The organism is Actinomycetota bacterium (genome assembly GCA_030774015.1).
In the GTDB taxonomy this organism is placed as follows: domain Bacteria; phylum Actinomycetota; class UBA4738; order UBA4738; family JACQTL01; genus JALYLZ01.
In genome coordinates, this window is sequence record JALYLZ010000178.1 from 1 (window position 1) to 16025 (window position 16025).

General features: G+C 69.9%; 15 protein-coding genes and 1 pseudogene. 3 read left to right on the forward strand and 13 right to left on the reverse strand.

The genetic code is table 11. From position 1 onward, the window contains the following. Positions 1–131: 131 nt before the first annotated feature. On the reverse strand, positions 132–2255 hold the full coding sequence (locus M3Q23_17640) for a PAS domain-containing sensor histidine kinase (GenBank protein MDP9343873.1): 2124 nt from the start codon (positions 2253–2255) through the stop codon (positions 132–134). A gap of 230 nt (positions 2256–2485) precedes the next feature. Then, on the reverse strand, positions 2486–3160 hold the full coding sequence (locus M3Q23_17645) for a response regulator transcription factor (GenBank protein MDP9343874.1): 675 nt from the start codon (positions 3158–3160) through the stop codon (positions 2486–2488). 227 nt (positions 3161–3387) lie between these two features. On the opposite strand from M3Q23_17645, the gene M3Q23_17650 reads away from it, so the two are divergent. After that, positions 3388–3912: a hypothetical protein gene (locus M3Q23_17650; protein ID MDP9343875.1), complete on the forward strand. Its 525-nt coding sequence runs from the start codon at positions 3388–3390 to the stop codon at positions 3910–3912. Beyond that, on the forward strand, positions 3912–4391 hold the full coding sequence (locus M3Q23_17655) for a DUF421 domain-containing protein (protein ID MDP9343876.1): 480 nt from the start codon (positions 3912–3914) through the stop codon (positions 4389–4391). The genes M3Q23_17650 and M3Q23_17655 overlap by 1 nt, the downstream gene beginning before the upstream one ends. Before the next feature lie 24 nt (positions 4392–4415). Here M3Q23_17655 and M3Q23_17660 read toward each other — a convergent pair whose 3' ends face one another. The 11 genes and pseudogenes from M3Q23_17660 to panB form a co-directional block, all read right to left on the reverse strand. Beyond that, positions 4416–5675 carry a hypothetical protein gene (locus M3Q23_17660; protein MDP9343877.1) on the reverse strand — a complete coding sequence of 420 codons (1260 nt, stop codon included), beginning with the start codon at positions 5673–5675 and terminating at the stop codon, positions 4416–4418. Positions 5676–6148: 473 nt separating this feature from the next. Further along, positions 6149–6706 (reverse strand): annotated as a pseudogene (locus M3Q23_17665) (glycosyltransferase 87 family protein). A 364-nt stretch (positions 6707–7070) separates the two neighbouring features. Then, on the reverse strand, positions 7071–8420 hold the full coding sequence (locus tag M3Q23_17670) for a hypothetical protein (protein ID MDP9343878.1): 1350 nt from the start codon (positions 8418–8420) through the stop codon (positions 7071–7073). Further along, the gene (locus M3Q23_17675) at positions 8417–9070 is read right to left on the reverse strand and encodes a hypothetical protein (protein ID MDP9343879.1); all 654 of its coding nucleotides are present in this window, start codon (positions 9068–9070) and stop codon (positions 8417–8419) included. Before M3Q23_17675 ends, M3Q23_17670 begins: the two co-directional genes overlap by 4 nt. Then, on the reverse strand, positions 9054–9587 hold the full coding sequence (locus M3Q23_17680) for a signal peptidase I (GenBank protein MDP9343880.1): 534 nt from the start codon (positions 9585–9587) through the stop codon (positions 9054–9056). The genes M3Q23_17675 and M3Q23_17680 overlap by 17 nt, the downstream gene beginning before the upstream one ends. A gap of 274 nt (positions 9588–9861) precedes the next feature. Then, the gene (locus tag M3Q23_17685; GenBank protein ID MDP9343881.1) at positions 9862–10386 is read right to left on the reverse strand and encodes a hypothetical protein; all 525 of its coding nucleotides are present in this window, start codon (positions 10384–10386) and stop codon (positions 9862–9864) included. 78 nt (positions 10387–10464) lie between these two features. Next, positions 10465–11058 carry a hypothetical protein gene (locus M3Q23_17690; GenBank protein MDP9343882.1) on the reverse strand — a complete coding sequence of 198 codons (594 nt, stop codon included), beginning with the start codon at positions 11056–11058 and terminating at the stop codon, positions 10465–10467. 134 nt (positions 11059–11192) lie between these two features. After that, on the reverse strand, positions 11193–11837 hold the full coding sequence (locus M3Q23_17695; GenBank protein MDP9343883.1) for a response regulator transcription factor: 645 nt from the start codon (positions 11835–11837) through the stop codon (positions 11193–11195). A 117-nt stretch (positions 11838–11954) separates the two neighbouring features. After that, entirely contained in the window at positions 11955–12290 is a 336-nt protein-coding gene (locus M3Q23_17700; protein ID MDP9343884.1) for a DUF779 domain-containing protein, read from the reverse strand. A gap of 37 nt (positions 12291–12327) precedes the next feature. Next, a complete protein-coding gene (locus M3Q23_17705; protein MDP9343885.1) occupies positions 12328–13869 on the reverse strand; it encodes an aldehyde dehydrogenase family protein in 1542 nt (513 codons plus the stop codon). A 64-nt stretch (positions 13870–13933) separates the two neighbouring features. After that, the gene (panB, locus tag M3Q23_17710) at positions 13934–14722 is read right to left on the reverse strand and encodes a 3-methyl-2-oxobutanoate hydroxymethyltransferase (protein ID MDP9343886.1); all 789 of its coding nucleotides are present in this window, start codon (positions 14720–14722) and stop codon (positions 13934–13936) included. A gap of 114 nt (positions 14723–14836) precedes the next feature. Between panB and M3Q23_17715 the strand changes: the two genes are divergently transcribed. Continuing rightward, the gene (locus tag M3Q23_17715; protein ID MDP9343887.1) at positions 14837–15889 is read left to right on the forward strand and encodes a M20/M25/M40 family metallo-hydrolase; all 1053 of its coding nucleotides are present in this window, start codon (positions 14837–14839) and stop codon (positions 15887–15889) included. Positions 15890–16025: the final 136 nt, after the last annotated feature.

Consider the following 16025-nt stretch of genomic DNA (forward strand, 5'->3'; position numbering starts at 1 on the left):
CCTCCCGCCCACCCCGACCATCCCGGTACCGACGCCGTCGGGGTCGGCCGAAGCCCATGCCCGTGCCGCCCGAGCCGGGCCGGGCGGCGCCACTGCGGCGTGGAGGCCGCAGCGCACCTAACGGCGCGCAGTCACGCGAACGCCGACTCCGCCGGGACGGCGGTCGGGTCCAGGGGCAGCGTGGCCACGATCGTGGTCCCCCCTCCCGGCGTGGAATGCACCAGCAGCGTGCCTCCTCCGAGCTCGGTCCGCTCGCGCATCGACGCCAGGCCCACCCGGCCCGCCCGGAGGAAGTCCCGCGCGGATCCGGGGTCGAAGCCCCCGCCGTCGTCCACGATCTCCACGCTCAGCCGGCCCGCGACGGCCTCCACCGACACCCCCACCTCGGTGGCACCGGCGTGCTTGCCGGCGTTGGTGAGCGCTTCCTGCACGATGCGGTAGGCCAGCGTCTCCACGTCCGGGGGGACCTCCACCATGGCCCTCCCGGCGAACCGCGTGCGCACGCCGGCATCGCGTCCGAACCGGGCCAGGACATCGCGCAGCGCCGGCACCAGGCCCCGCTCGTCCAGCACCGGCGGGCGGAGGTCCGACATCAGCCGGCGAAGGTTCTCGGTCTCCTCGGAGATCTCCCCCCGGATCTTGGTGAGCATGGCCACGGCCTTGTCCACGGATCCCGAGCGCAGCAGCATCAGGACCGCCTCGAGCGAAAGGGAAGCCGCCGAGACGCCCTGCACCGGCCCGTCGTGGAGGTCCCGGGCGATGCGGTTTCGTTCCGCCTCGATCGCGGTGTTGGTCCGCTTCAGCAGGCGGGTCCGGTCCTCGTCCCGGTCCTGGAGGAACTGGAGCAGCGAGCGGATGGTCTGGTCGGCGACCCGGGCGGCGGTGACGTCCCGCACCACCAGGATCCGCCCCGGGTGACGGCCGGGAAGCTCGGATGAGCGGGCTTCCAGGTAGAGGGCCTGTCCGCTCCGCTGGAGGACCGCCTGCCCGGTCTCCGGAAGCTCCGCCAGCGAGCCGGCAGGCCCCTCGACCTCCTCCGCCAGGCTCTCCCACGTCCGGACCAGCACGCGGCTCTGGGACAGGCCCACCATGAGACAGAACGCGTCGTTGGCCCGCCGGATCACCCCGGCGGCGTCGAGCTCGACGATCCCGTCCGCCGCCGCGTCCACCAGCATCCGCAACCGTTCCTCGGATTCCGCCAGGGAAAGGTGCAGCTCGGTGAGCCGGGCCAGTCCAGCCCCGGCGTCCGACAGCGCGCGGTCTTTCTGCTCCAGGACCCTGGCGGTGGCCTCGCTGGTCCGGCTGACCCGTGACAGCGTGATCACGATCCTCCCCGCCAGGGCGAGCGTGGGGAGCCCCACCAGCAGCCCGGCCTCGACGGGCCGCCCCCCTCCTCGGAGCTCCAGCTGCGAGATGGCCACCAGGCTGACGCACGTCCCGATGACCGACATCGCCGAGAGCGCGGTTCGGCTCCAGCCCCGCCCGTCCCGGGGCCGCGGCGACGCCAGGGTGGGCTCCACCACCAGCAGGGCGGCCGCGGCCAGGGCGCCGAGCCCCAGGGACAGGTCGACGGCGGCCTGGCCGGCCAGATAGTGGTGGCGGATCCACTCGAAGCCGAACCCGAGCGTCGAGCCGGCGAAGGATCCCACCACCAGGAACAGGCCGAGGTGCATGGGGGACGGCCTCCGAAGGGCCAGCGCCGCCCACGCCACCAGCACCAGCATGGCCGAGCAGGCGAACAGGGCGCTGGACGCCACGGCCTCGCCGCTCGGCTGACCGGACGGGCGAAGCAGGGGGTACAGGACCGACGCCGCGGCCACGGCGGTCAGCCCCACGTCGGCCATGACCTCCCGGCGGCCCTGTGAGTCGAAATGGACCCTCAGCTCGAACCAGAACAGCGCCACCAGCAGGATGGCCACCGCGCCGACGACGATCGCGGGGAGGAGCGTGCCGCCTGCGGGGCCGGTGGGCGCACGCAGCAGGTCGCGGACCAGGAACAGTGCCTCGAACGCCCCGATCAGCGCCAGGGCCGCTCCCAGGCCCAGCCCCGCCCTCCATCCTCCGGGGCGGCGGGCCGCGTGGATGACCACCACGCCGGACAGCAGGGCCACCCCGCCGACGGCCCCGTGGGACAGCATCGCGCGCGGCAGGATGCCCCTGGGGACCAGTGCGTAGGCCAGGATCAATGCCGCGGCGCAGCCGCCCAGGACGGCCAGCGTGGAGCGGCTGCGGTGAGGAGGAAGCGCGCGATCCATTCGTCCCATTGAATATCGCCATCCCCGGCGGTCAGCTGCATCCGTCGGTTGGCGCGAGCTTCGGGGGATATTCCGCTAGGCGGAACGGACTACGGGTCCATCCCCCGAAAGGGCCACAGTGGGGCCGGGGCCACGAGGGCCGATCGACGCGAAGAGAGCTGGGTTCCGGGGTGGCTTGGCGCCATCGGGCCGGTCGGGGACCAGGGGTCCGGACGTGCCCGGAGGCAGCGTCACTCGATGAGGCGGCGGCGGAGCGCTTCGGCCACGGCCGCGGTGCGGTCCGAGGCCCCGAGCTTCTCGAAGATGTGCTCGAGATGCGTCTTCACGGTGTCCGGCGAGATGAACAGCTTCTCCGCGATGTCCCGGTTGGTGTGCCCGAAGGCCAGCAGCTGGAGGACCTCGATCTCCCGGGCGGTGAGCGTCTCGGCCTTGCGGTCGCGTTCCTTGACCGTGGACAGCTCCTCGGCCAGGGCCACCACCAGCTGCGGGTCGATGACCATGTTGCCGCCGGCCACCAGGCGCACCGTCTGGATGAGGTGCTCGGCGTCTCGGGCCTTCAGGACATAGCCTCGGGCACCGGCGCGCACGGCCTCCACCACGAACTGGCGGTCGTCGTACGCGGTCAGCATGATCACGCCGACCTTGGGGAAGCGCTCCCGGATCTTGCGGGCGGCCTCCAGGCCGTCCATCTCGGGCATCCGGATGTCCAGCAGGACGATGTCCGGGGAGGCCCGGTCGATGAGGGTGATTGCCTCCTCGCCGTTCGCCGCCTCGCCCACGACCTCGATGTCCTCCGCGGTGTCCAGGTAGCGACGCAGGCCCTGGCGGACCAGGGAGTGGTCGTCGGCGATCGCGACCTTGATGGTCATGGCCCGGCTCCGCGGCTCGGCCGCCGTCGCAGACATCCCATTCGACATTCCATCCTAAGACTCGGCATTCGGCACCCCAAAGTGAAGCCGAAATCTCGGAATGGCGGACTTTTTTCGCCCGGGGCTCCCGATGCCCCTGGCGCCATTCGGGCCGCCGAGGGGTGAGACGGTGTCGGACGAACGGCGTAGCTGCCGCGATGAGGGGCTCATGCCAGGGTAAATTACACCACTGGCATTCTCCCGCCGACCGAGGAGAGGAGCAGGTGCCAACCGCCGGCTCATCGACCACCCCCGCCGCCGTCACCTACGGCCGGCAGAACCGGGCCCGGCTGATCCGCCGCATCTACCTCGGCCTCCTGGGCGCCTTCCTCGTGCTCGGACTCCTGAACGTCTTCGGCTCGAGGACCGGCTCGGTGTCCGCGCAGGCCAACGGGTACTCGCTGCGGGTCGTCTATCCGCAGGCCAGCAGGCCAAGCCTGCCGGTGAAATGGGAGCTCACCCTGACCCATCCCGGGGGGTTCTCCGGGCCCGTTCGCGTCGGGATCCCGATCGACTATTTCAACCTCTTCGACTTCAACAACACCTACCCGCTGCCCAGCGACACGCTGAACGAGGGTGGGCTGGTGATCATGGTGTTCCCGGCGCCGGCCGGTGACACGCTGGAGGTCCTCCTGGACGCCCGGACCCAGCCCGGCCTGCGCGCCGGCATGAGTACCAGCACCTCCATCCTGGGCAACGACGACCGCGCCCTGGTCACGGTCCGCTACACGACGAGGGTGATGCCCTGATGCAGATCGTGGTCCGCGCGGCGGTCATGTACTTCTTCGTGTGGTTCCTGACCCGGGCCATGGGTAAGAAGGAGATGGCCCAGCTGTCGGTGTTCGAGATGATCCTGGCGGTCACCATGGGCGACCTCATCCAGCAGGGGGTCACCCAGGAGGACCAGTCCCTGACCGGAGCCATGCTCGCGGTCGGCACGATCGGCATGCTGGTGGTGCTCTTCTCGTTCGTGGCCTACAAGACACCGAGGACGCGTTCGGCCATCGAGGGGATCCCGGTGATCCTGGTCCGCGACGGCAAGCCGGTGCAGCGGGCCATGCAGTACGAGCGGATCAGCCTGGACGAGGTGAAGGACGCCGCGCGAGCCCAGGGCATCGAGACCCTGGCCCAGGTCAAGCTGGCCATCCTGGAGCCCGGCGGGACCTTCTCGTTCCTGAAGGCCGATGGCCAGGACGACCAGCAGGGCGAGCCCGCCAAGAAGGAGTAGCTCCAGGGCGCCCCGCCGCCGAGCTCAGAAGATGTAGTACCAGTTCACGAAGAGCACGGTGAGCAGGCCGAGCCCCGCCGCGGACGCCGCGACGATCAGGTGGTGGGGGATTCGCTTTCGTTCCGCCAGCAGGGCCAGGCCCCAGAAGATCGGGAACAGGACCAGCAGGAACCGGGGCACCGACATCAGGGGCCGGCCCAGGAACGAGAAGCACAGCGGGACCAGGATGCTGGCCCACGCGTAGAAGCCGTACGTGGGCCGGAGCCTGGCCCCGGCGTACACGGCCACCGCCAGCGCCGGCACCACGATGACCCAGTCCAGCTCGTGGTAGCCGCCCGGGTATGCCCCGATGTACTGGTAGGCGTCCCGGGTGGCCTGGCCGAGCGTGTTCCACGGAAGCGAGGCCACGCGCTGCCACAGCCCCTGGTTGGTGATGGGCCGAAGCCAATCCCCCGCGAACCACTGCCAGTAGGCCAGGTAGGCGGCCGTTCCGATCCCCACGAACCCGGACCACAGCAGGCTCCAGGCCAGCGCGCGGCCCCGGTCCCGGCCGCTCGCGCCCTTCCGGTCCCGCCACTGGTTCCATGCCTCCAGCGCCAGCGCCGGCAGGAGGAGCAGCCCGAGGTTCCTGGTCAGCGCGGCCAGCGCTCCGGTCACGCCGGCGAGCGGCCATTTTCCCCTCCGCGCCGCCCAGAACGACGTCACCGACAGCAGTAGGAACAGCGACTCGCTGTAGGGGGCCAGGAAGAAGAACGACGTGGGGAACACCGCCAGGTACAGCACGGCCTTCCGCGCGGCGGGCTCGGACAGCTCGGAGGAGGTCAGGAAGTACAGGACCACGAGCCCCCCCAGGAATGCCGCGTTCGACACCACGATGGAGGCGGCCAGCGGGTGATCGAACAGCACGAACGACACGGCCCGGATGGCCAGCGGGTACAGCGGGAAGAACGCCGCGCTCCCGTCGTTCAGGCGGTAGCCCTGCGTGGCGATGCGCAGGAACCACAGCGCGTCCTGCCGCTCCCACGCCGTGAACAGGTTGTGCGGGCCGGGTGTGAAACCGGGCGCCTTCCACCCGGGGACCGACACCGGCAGGATGGCGTGCGGCAGGATGGCCACGCCGATCAGCGCCAGCAGGAACAGCCCGAGGCGAAGGGCCAGGAACACCTTCAGGCAGTACCAGACGCCCTCGCGGATGCGGGCCCGCTCGCGTTCCCGGTCCTCCGGTCCCGTCGAGGCGCCGGTGGCCTGGGCCGGCGCCGTTCCCGGCGTCACCTCGGCCTTCACGCCGCAACCTCCTGTGGCACCGCGCCGAGCTCGTCGTCCAGGCTCGGTGCGCGCTGGCGGACCCATGCCACCAGGCACGCCACCAGGATGGCCGCCCGGATCAGCACGGCCAGCTCGAATGCCCCCAGCGGCACGCCTCCCAATCGCGCCGGAGCCACATTGGCCTGCTCCTCAGCGTAGCGGCCGAACCAGGAGAAGCGGGTTACGAACACCGCGACGTCGGCCGCCTCGAACAGCGCGAAGAGCCCGAGCCCCGATAGCCGCCCCAGACCCGGCAGCCGTCCAAGCCCCGGCAACCGCCCCAGCCCCGGCAGCGCCAGCGCGAACCAGGGGAGCAGCCACAGCCCGTACTGCGGCGAGTACACCTTGTTGGTGAGCAGGAACAGGATCAGCAGCGGCAACCCGAAGGTCCACCGGGGGAAATCGGGATCGCGGCGCCGCCGGAGCCGCCACACCAGCACCGCGAACCCCGCGAACGCCACCAGCGAGAGAAGGTTGACCAGCGACGGCGACAGGCAGGACGTGTTGTGGGTCAGCCGCTGGCAGCCGATGAACCACAGGCTGTCCCAGTCCGCCACCCGCTTGGAGTTGAAGCGGAAGAACTCGCTCCAGTCATGCGGTCCCAGGAGGGCGAACGGGACGTTGACGGCGAGCCACGAGCCCGCGGCGGCCCACGTGAGGTGGATGCCGTCGTCCGGCTTGCGCTCCCGGAACCGTTCGGCCGCGAACGGGATGATCAGCAGCACCGGGTACAGCTTGGCGGCGGTGCCCAGCCCGATCAGGATCCCCGCCGCCACGTTCCGCCGGCGCAGGAAGGCGACCGTGGCGGCCGTGGCCAGGGCCACCGCCAGGAGGTCCCAGTTCATGAACCCGTAGATCAGCAGCGTGGGCGCCAGCGCGAACCACAGCGCCCGCGTCCCCACGACCATGTACAGGCCCACGGCGACCACCACGGCCGCGATCGAGAGCAGGAAGACATTCGAGTAGAAGAACGTGGCGGCCGTGGAGACGGGCTGCGCCGTGAGGTACATGGCGAACATGGTCCCCACCGGGTACTCGTCGCATTCGAAGGGGCTCGGCTTGCAGGCGTCCACGAACGGGATCCGCCCGCCCTGGAGCTGCTCCGTGTAGTAGAGGGGCACGATGTCCGAGTAGCACAGGTGCCGGTACTGCTTGTTGTCCTGCCAGTCGCCCTCCGCGCAGGGAGACCGGAGATGGCCGTCCCGGATGACCGGCTGGGTCTTCAGCAGCAGGCCGAGCAGCAGGGTCGCCGAGAGCGCGATCAGCACCACGCCGAGGCCGACCCGGCCCGTTCGCGTCTGCATCGGCCGATTATCCCCCGGCCCTGGAGCCCCGAGGGGAATGCCGGCCCTGGGGGCGGGCGCCGCAGTTGTGTCAGAAGTCGAGGTCGCCTGTACCCGTCTCCGCCCTCGCCGTGGTCGACATCGTGCCGCCAGCCCGGTCGATGGCGGAGGACGATGGATTCCAGGTCATCGTCGTCGTGCCGCTCGAGATGGTGCCGGTCGAGCCGCTCGCCGTTCCCAGAGTGATCGTGATGACCGCCCCACTCATGGTCATCGTCGACGAAGGGAAGGTCCGGTTCGCCGTCGCGTAGCCCTGCTGGACACCGAGGTCCACGGTCCCGAAGGGCAACTGGGATGAGTTCCCCGAGTCGTAGACCTGGACGGTATCGTCGCTCGACCCTGTGCCCTTGTTCATGCGCACGGTCACCGTGACGGACCCCGTGCCGTCCCAGCTGGACGAGATGCTGCACGGCTCCATGTTCTCGGAGAAGGTGAAGATGATCTTGTCACCTGCTTCTGCATGGCCGGCCGTCCCGCCGGAGACGTTCGTGGTCTGGATGTCGGAAGCGGATGGCGCCTGGTTGTCCACGGTGACGCTCCCGCTCTGGGCTCCGCTGCTGGTGCCCAGGTTGTCCGTCGCCGTGATGGTGTACGTCTGGCTGCCAGTGGAGAGAGAGCTGTTTGCGGTCAGCGAGCTGCTTCGGTAGGTGTAGCTGACGCCGCCAACCGAGAAGGGCCCGCCGCTGGAGGTAAGCGACACGGCCGTCTGTCCCGTGGTGACGTTGCTGACGTTAGCGGTCACCGTCTGGACGCCGCTCCCCGAACCGTCGCTCACGTTCGCGTACAGGAAGTAGGCTCCGTTCGCCCTGATGAACCCGGCGGTTCCGGGCGAGCAGATCCCTGAGCGGGCGATGACGCTCGCGGAGACGGAAGGCGCCGTGCTGTCGATGGTGACCGAGAAGCTGGACGCCGTGCCACTGTTGTTGGCGTTGTCTGTGGCACCGACCGTGTAGCTCTGGACGCCGTCGGAGAGATTCGAGTCCGCGGTGCGGGAGGCGCTCCGGTAGCTGTAGGTGACGCCTCCGGCTGTGTAAGAACCCGAGGTCAGGGCCACGTTGTTTGCTCCGTTCTCGATGTTCTTCACGTGCGCGGTCACGGAGGACACGCCGCTCGCCGGGTTTCCGGTGTCGGTGACGTTCGCATACACGTAGTAGGTGCTTCCCTTCGTGAGGTAGCCGGCGCCGCCACCGGCCGTCCTCTCGACCACGCTCGCCGTGACGTTTGGCGCCACGAAGTCCGTGGCGGCGGTGATGCTGTTGCTGCCGTTCGAGGTGGTGCCGATGAACCCCGCCACGGTCACTCCCGCGGTCGTGCCGACCACCGTGGCCAGGACAAGCATGGCCGTCATCAGCCCGATCCGGTGACGTGTGCGCAGGCTCATGTGTTCTGGGCCTCCCAGGTGAACGCGATCGTGGCGTTCAGGCCCTGCGCAGCGCTGTTGTTCTGGAGGGAGAGGACGAACAGGTACCAGTGAACCTCGTTCGTCGTCCAGAGCTCCGGCGAGGAGGAGGTGGGATCCAGGATCCCGGCAGCGGAGGAGGGCGGATAGTTGGACAGCGTTCCGTTGTAGATGACGCCCGCGGGCTGGCCCGTGACGTACACGGTCGTGTCGGCCGTGAATGTGAGGGTGGGGACGACGCAGCTGTTGAAGCCGGCCGTGTTCTGACCCCGGGAGAGGGTGAGATTGAGATAGGGGCCGAGCCCGGTGCCACCCACGGTGGCGTACAGGCGCACGTTGGCGCTCAGGCTTCCGGTGTACGTCACCCCGATACACCCGTACTGGGAGGTCCCCGGCTTCAGGCCCGTGATGTTGGCGAACATGGCCGCGCCGGCGTCGTTGTCGCTGATCGTGACGGACCCACTCGAGAACGAGTCGCCCGGGTTGGAGGTGGTCGCCGAGTAGGTGGCGTAGGCCGTCGCGCCCGATGCCGCTCCCACCAGGATCATGGCCCCCACGACCACCACGGGCCTTCGGATCAGGGCCCGGACGAGGGCAGAGGGCCGAGCCGGGCCGCTACGTTGCAGAAGCACCGGACGGCTTCCTCTTCGGTCGCCAGATCTTCACCAGCTCGTAGCCCCCCAGGAACAGGGCGGGCAGGACCACGAGCGCCAGCCGGCCCGACCGGCTCGAGCCCCACACCAGAGCGAAGCCGAGTCGCTTGACGCGGAACCGCACGAGCCCCACGGAGCCGTCGACCGGGACGGTCCACCGCTCGACGGTGTTGTTCGCGTCGCCCTTGGTGGTGAAGTGCACGATGCCGTCCGCGACCCGGATGGCCCGAGCCCGGTGCGTGATCATGATGTTCTGGTCGCCCGGATCGCGAAAGATAACGATGTCCCCGACCCGTGCCTCCAGGGGCGAGATCGCCCGCTCCACGACGACGTCGCCGGTGTGGATGGCTGGCTCCATGCTGCCGGACAACACGGTGAGCGCGTGGTACCCGAGCATGCCGGGCACGGCGATGGCGCCCGCGATGGTCATCAGGACGCCGCGGACGAACCAGAACAGCACCCCCCGGACCCGCCACAGGCGCCTGGGGCCACGCACTCGTTGCGAGGCGGCCCGGTGCCGCGGTTCCCGGTCGGGTCGCTCCGGTCGCTGACGTCGACGGCGCGACGGTCCCGACGCCACCGGCTGGGCCTCCCGCCACGCCACGCCCGCGGGATCCGCGAGGGCGGGCCCGGCCCCGGGGGGCGGGGCCACTGGCACGGGGGGAGGGGGAGCCGGAATCGGGACGAACCGAACCGTGTCCCCCGCCGGCACCTCGACCAGGCGCTCGAGCAGATTGACGGCGCTCGCCGGGCGGCGGCTGGAGGCCATGTCAGGCCCTCGCCGGCCGGACGTCGAAGGCCAGCGTCACGTCGTCGATCCGGTTCTGGTAGCCATCCCGGACGGAGGCAGGGAGCCACACCCGCACGTCGAGGATCTGGGTGTGTCCGGCGGCCAGCCGGAGCGGGTTCGACCCCACCTCGAGGCCTGACAGCGGGCCCCGGTACACGGCCCGGCTTCCGGCGGAGACCTCCACGCTCAGCAGCGTGTCGAGGTCTCGGATCGATGGCAGCGCCTGCACGGTCACGTCGAGTGGGCCCCCGGTCTGGTTCCTCACCGGGATGCTCCCCGCGGCGGACGGGCCGCCCGGTCGGAGGTCCGTGCCCCGGAGGAACGCCCCACCGGGGACCGCAAGCTCTCCGATGGGCCCGGTGATGAAGGTGACGTCCGCTCCGACCTTCCCGTCTCCTCGGGGGATGGCCCAGGCGTTCACCGCCCAGGCGAACAGCCCCACGACAACCAGGATGCCGACCGCAAACGCGGCTGCATTCCGTTTCGCCCAGGTCGTCGAGTTCATCTGCCTGCTACCTCCACATGCGGGAGGCCGCCCCCGAGGGAACGGCCTCCCGGCACCCGGCTGGTTCGATCCTCGTGCCTAGGTGTTCTGCGCTTCCCAGGTGAACGTGTGTGTCCCGGTGGTGAGGCCTCCACCCGTGGTATCGGAAGAGGAAAGGGAGACCTGGAACTTGTAGACCACCGCGTCGTTCTGGCTCCACGTGAGCGACGCCTGGCCGGTGTTCTTGAGCGCCAGGCCGGTCGAGAAGTTCGAGTGCGTGCTGGCGAAGTTGGACAGCGTCCCGGTGTAGATCGCGCCACCCGAGTCCGCCACGAAGTTCGTGCACGAGGAGCCGAAGGAAACGGATCCGGTCCCCGGTGTGATGGTCAGCGTCAGGTGCGATCCGAGCGATGCGATCGTGCTGCCCGTGTACAGGCGCACGTTGGCCCCCAGGGACCCCGTGTAGGTCGCCGTGATGCACGACTGTGCGGAGTCACCCGGCTTCGCGTTCGTCACGCTGTACATCGCCGTCCCGGAGTCGTTGTCGGAGAGCGTGACCGACCCGGCGGCGAACAGGTTGCCGTCGTTCGACGTGGTGCTGGAGAACGCCGAGAAGGTCCCGACGCCGGCCACCGTGCCCACGACGCCGACCACGAGAACCGTGAGCAGCAGCTTACGGGTCCTGTTTCTCACTTGGGGGGCTCCTTTCCGAGTCCTTCGAATTAGCCGTTCTCCATGGGTCTCGGAGGCGCCGGAGCAGGGCTGAATCCCCAGTTGAGCCGGTGTGCAGGTATCTTTGGGTACCCGGAGAAAGGTAGGACGTTCGGCTAGACGGTCAGCCAGCCGTGGCGCACGGCGAAGGCGACGGCTTCCAGCCGGGAGTGCACCCGCAGCTTCGACAGGATGTTGCGGACGTGGGTCTGCACGGTCTGGGGGCTGATCACCAGCCGCTCCGCGATATCGTCGTTGCGCAGGCCTTCCGCCAGGAGCTTCAGGATCTCGCTCTCGCGCTCGGTGAGCTGGCCCAGGAGCACCTCGGCGTCCCGCCGGATCTCGCGGTCCTTGGCGACATCGCGGAGGACCCGGGTGAGCAGGGCGGGGTCGATCACGGACTCGCCTCGGGCGGCAGCCTTCACCGCGCCGATCAGGTCCTCCATGGCCTGCATCTTGGTGAGGAACCCGGAGGCTCCCGCCTCCACCGCGTCGACCACGTACTCCCCGCCCTGATGGCCGGTGATGACCACGACGTTCGTCTCCGGGGAGCCTCGCTTGATGAGGCGGGTCGCGTCGATGCCCGTCATGGTCCCGCCGAACTCGACATCCATCAGGACGACGTCGGGCCGTTCCCGCAGGCACAGGGCCACGGCTTCCTGGGGATCGGTGAGGGGGGGTGAGATGAGCTCAAGCGTGGGGTCGCCCTGGACGATCTGTGCCAGCGCCTCCCCCAGCACCCGATGGTCGTCACAGATCACGAGCCGCGCGGGGCGCTCCGCCTCCGGCTCTTCCGTTCCCGTCACACCTCTCCCCCGAAGCCAGCGAGGGACGCGATCCTAGCCGGTAGCCCCCAGGAAGCCAATCCGTGCGGGCAGCTAGCGGCGGTCGGGGCGCTCCGGCAACCGGAGGGTGAACCGGCAGTCGTACTCGGACTCGAGCGAGAAGGAGTCGTTGGTCACGCCCTGGTCCACGTCGAGGATCAGGCCGTCGCCCTCGCCGTACAGATCGGCCAGGAAGCGAGGGGCATGCACCGGGACCCCGGCGACCTCGCCGACCCGCATGGTGTCGGGGCCGGCGTAGTACCGGTCGTACAGGTAGGGCGCGGTGGAGTCGCAGCACCCCGTTCCCAGCACCATCACCAGGTCCTGGCGGTCGGATGCCGCGACCTTGCGGACCACCGCCTCCGCCGCTTCCGTGGCCCGAAGCTCCATGGCCATCAGATACCCCGTCCTGCCCGGTCCGACGCGGCTACAGCCCGACGACCTGGTACCAGAACTTCTGCTCCTTGGTCGGCGTCTGGTCCACCCGGATGTACTTCACCTGGAGGTACTCGTCCAGGCCCCAGTTCCCGAACTCCCGGCCGATGCCCGACTGCTTGTACCCGCCGAAGGGGGCGGCCGGCGACAGCATGTGCCAGTCGTTGATCCACACCGTTCCGGCCTTGATCCGCTTGGCCAGGGCCAGGGCCCGCGGGATGTCTCGGGACCACACCCCCGCGGCGAGGCCGTAGATGGTGTCGTTGGCCTGCCGCAGCGCGTCCTCCACGGAGTCGTACCGGATGACCGACAGGACCGGCCCGAAGATCTCCTCCTGGGCGATCTTCATCGAGTTGTCCACGTCGCCGAAGATCGTGGGCTGAAAGTAGAAGCCGCCCTCGCCGCCGGCCGGCGCGGCCCGCTCGCCGCCGGTCAGGAGCTTCGCCCCCTCGTCCTGGCCGATCTGGACGTAGCGCTCGACGGTCTCGAGCTGGCGCCTGTTCAGCACCGGCCCGAGGTCCGAGGCGAAGTCCGTGGCCGGGCCCACGGTCATCCCCTCGGCCAGCTCCACGAGGCGTGCGGTGACCTCGTCGTACAGCGACGACGGCACGAACAGCCGCGTGCCCGCCTCGCACATCTGGCCGGTGTGCAGGTACACCGCCCACAGGGCTCCGGGGACCGCGACGTCGAGGTCCGCGTCGTCGAGCATGATGTTCGGGCTCTTGCCGCCCAGCTCCAGGGTCACCTTCTTCACCGTTCCCGAGGCCAGCTGCATGATCCGGCGGCCCACCTCCGTCGAGCCGGTGAACGCGACCTTGTCCACGCGGGGGTCGGACACCAGGGCCTCGCCGGCACTCGGCCCGTGTCCCGGCAGGACGTTGACGACGCCCGGCGGCAGGCCTGCCTCGGCGATGATCTCTGCCAGGATCAGCGCGGTGACCGGCGTCTCCAGGGCCGGCTTGAGGACGGCGGTGTTCCCCGTGGCCAGGGCGGGCGCGAGCTTCCAGATGGCCATGATGTAGGGGAAGTTCCAGGGGATGATGCCGGCGCACACTCCGTACGGCTCGCGCTCCACGAAGTCCCACCCCTCCGCGGGGAACCCGAAGGACTCCACGGGCTGCCGGTACGGGTAGCGGCCGCCCAGGGCGGCCAGGTGGCGCCAGTACTCGTTGCCGTAGGGGATGGTGAACAGGGACGACATCCGCATGGTGTGCCCGGAGTCGGCGGTCTCCCATTCCACCAGCTCGTCCTGGCGGGCCAGGATGCCGTCCAGGACACGCATCATCGCGGCGGTGCGCTCGGCGGGTGCCATGTTCGGCCACGGGCCCTCGTCGAAGGCCTTGCGGGCGGCCGCGATGGCCGTGTCCACGTCCCGCGCCTCGCCCAGGGCCACCGTGGCGATGGGCTCGCCGGTGGACGGGCTGTGTGTCTCGAAGGTCTGGCCGGACGCGGAGTCGACGAACTCTCCGCCGATGAAGAGCTTGAACTCGCGCATGGTTCCTCCCAGGTGGGCCAGGTGGGCTGGCGTCGTCAAGAATAGGCCAGTTGACCGGCGGTCATCGCACCCGTCTGGGGGCCGCCCGACGGCGGCTCGGGGGTCAGCGGTAGGAGTGCTCCTCGTCCGGGAAGGACCCGTCCGCCACGTCCCGGGCGTACGCCTGGACCGCGGTGGTGATCTCCGCGCGGAGGTTCGCGTAGGCCTTGGCGAACTTGGGGTACTTGCCACCGCCCATCCCGAGCAGGTCCGTGATCACCAGGACCTGTCCGTCGCAGTGCGGCCCGGCGCCAATGCCGATGGTCGGCATGGACAGGGACCGTGTGATCTCGCGGCCCAGCTCCACCGGGATGCCCTCCAGGACCAGCGAGAACGCGCCCGCCTTCTCCAGCCCGACGGCCTGGTCGAGGAGCCGGTGGGCGGCCTCGTCGCTCCTGCCCTGGACCCGGTACCCGCCCATGGTGTTGACGAACTGGGGAGTCAGCCCGAGGTGCCCCATCACCGGGATGCCGCGCGAGACGAGGGCTTCGGTCAGCTCGGGGAACCAGCCCTCGATCTTCACCGCGTGGGCGCCTTCCTTCAGGAACCGGCCGGCGTTCTGGATCCCGTCCTCGACGGAGACCTGGTACGACATGAACGGCATGTCGCCGACGATGAGGGCGTTGCGCGCCCCGCGGACGACGGCGCGGGTGTGATGGAGCATCTCCTCCATCGTCACCGGCAGCGTGGTGTCGTAGCCGAGCATGGTGTTCGCGACGGAGTCTCCGACCAGCAGGACCGGGATCCCGGCCTCGTCGAGGATCTGGGCGGTGGGGAAGTCGTAGCAGGTCAGCATGGCGAATCGCCTGCCTTCCTGCTTCCAGGAACGGAGGTCCTGGGCGGTGGTGTGCATGGCTCGCGCCTCCTCTCGTGAGTGCACGGCTCTGGCAGGTGGAAGTGTACCCCGCGTATCGAGGGTGACGCGTCAGTGGCGTGGCCGACCGGCCGCGCTCGCTACACTGCTCCGATGAGCGACCTCGACCTCTCGCTCCTGGCCGACCTGTGTGGCGCCCCAGGCGTGTCTGCACGGGAGGATGCGGTGCGCGAGATCGTGCGCAAGGCGGTGGCCGACCTGGTGGACGAGGTGTCGGTGGACGCCATGGGCAACCTGGTGGCCGTCCGGCACTCGACGGGCGATGGCAGCGGCCCACGGGTGATGGTTGCCGCGCACATGGACGAGGTCGGGTTCCTGGTCAAGCACGTGGAGGAGGACGGGTTCCTGCGGGTGCACCCCGTGGGCGGGATCTTCCCGAAGACCTGTCCGGGGCAGCGAGTCCGGGTGAACACGGCCGACGGGCCCCTCCTCGGGGTGCTGACCGAGGCCGAGTTCGGGATGCCCGGCGAGGAGGCCAAGGTCTCCAAGGTCGAGGAGTTCTTCGTCGACGTGGGGCTGTCGCGGGACGAGGCCTCCGCCCGGGTGACCAAGGGCGACCCGGTGACGTGGGACCGCGAGCTGGAACGGACCGGCGACCGGGTGGTTGCCAAGGCCATCGACGACCGGGTGGGGCTGTTCGTCATCATCGAGACCCTTCGCCGTCTGCCCCGCGGGCCCGTCGAGGTGGTCGTGGTGGGAAGCGTGCAGGAGGAGATCGGCACGCGGGGCTCGACCGTGGCGGCCCACCGGACCCCCCGGGACGTGGCCGTTGCGGTCGACACGACGCTGGCCAAGGACGTCCCCGGCGTCCCACCGAGCAAGGCGGTGAACCGGCTGGGCGACGGCGTCTCCATCAAGGTGATGGACCGGATGCAGATCACGCACGGCAGGCTGCTCTCGTTCGTTCGAAGCCTGGCGGCGAAGCGCGGGATCCGGCATCAGCTGGAGGTGGGCCTCCCCGGCGGGACGGACGCGGGGGCCATGGAGCTCTCCGGCGACGGCTCGCCGGCCATCGGGCTCTCCATCCCGTGCCGGTATCCGCACACGTCGTCGGAGATGGCCGACGTCGGCGACATCGCGGCGACCATGGACCTGCTCCAGGCGTTCCTGGAGGAGGTCACGCCCTCGGCGCTGTCGTTCGACTGAGCGCGGCCCCCCCGCGTGGGTGGCCGGTGCGGGCCCCGGGCGCGAGCTCCTCTCGTTCTTGTCATACCCCCCTGCTAGGGTGACGCTCCGAGCACGTCGAGGGCACTGAGGGCGGCTGGCCGGCCAGCCGGTACAC

Coding starts and splice junctions, on each gene's coding strand:
- M3Q23_17640 (MDP9343873.1), bottom strand. CDS start 2,255: ATGGATCGCGCGCTTCCTCCTCACCGCAGCCGCTCCACGCTGGCCGTC.
- M3Q23_17645 (MDP9343874.1), bottom strand. CDS start 3,160: ATGTCTGCGACGGCGGCCGAGCCGCGGAGCCGGGCCATGACCATCAAG.
- M3Q23_17655 (MDP9343876.1), top strand. CDS start 3,912: ATGCAGATCGTGGTCCGCGCGGCGGTCATGTACTTCTTCGTGTGGTTC.
- M3Q23_17670 (MDP9343878.1), bottom strand. CDS start 8,420: ATGAGCCTGCGCACACGTCACCGGATCGGGCTGATGACGGCCATGCTT.
- M3Q23_17685 (MDP9343881.1), bottom strand. CDS start 10,386: ATGAACTCGACGACCTGGGCGAAACGGAATGCAGCCGCGTTTGCGGTC.
- M3Q23_17700 (MDP9343884.1), bottom strand. CDS start 12,290: ATGGAGCTTCGGGCCACGGAAGCGGCGGAGGCGGTGGTCCGCAAGGTC.
- panB (MDP9343886.1), bottom strand. CDS start 14,722: ATGCACACCACCGCCCAGGACCTCCGTTCCTGGAAGCAGGAAGGCAGG.
- M3Q23_17715 (MDP9343887.1), top strand. CDS start 14,837: ATGAGCGACCTCGACCTCTCGCTCCTGGCCGACCTGTGTGGCGCCCCA.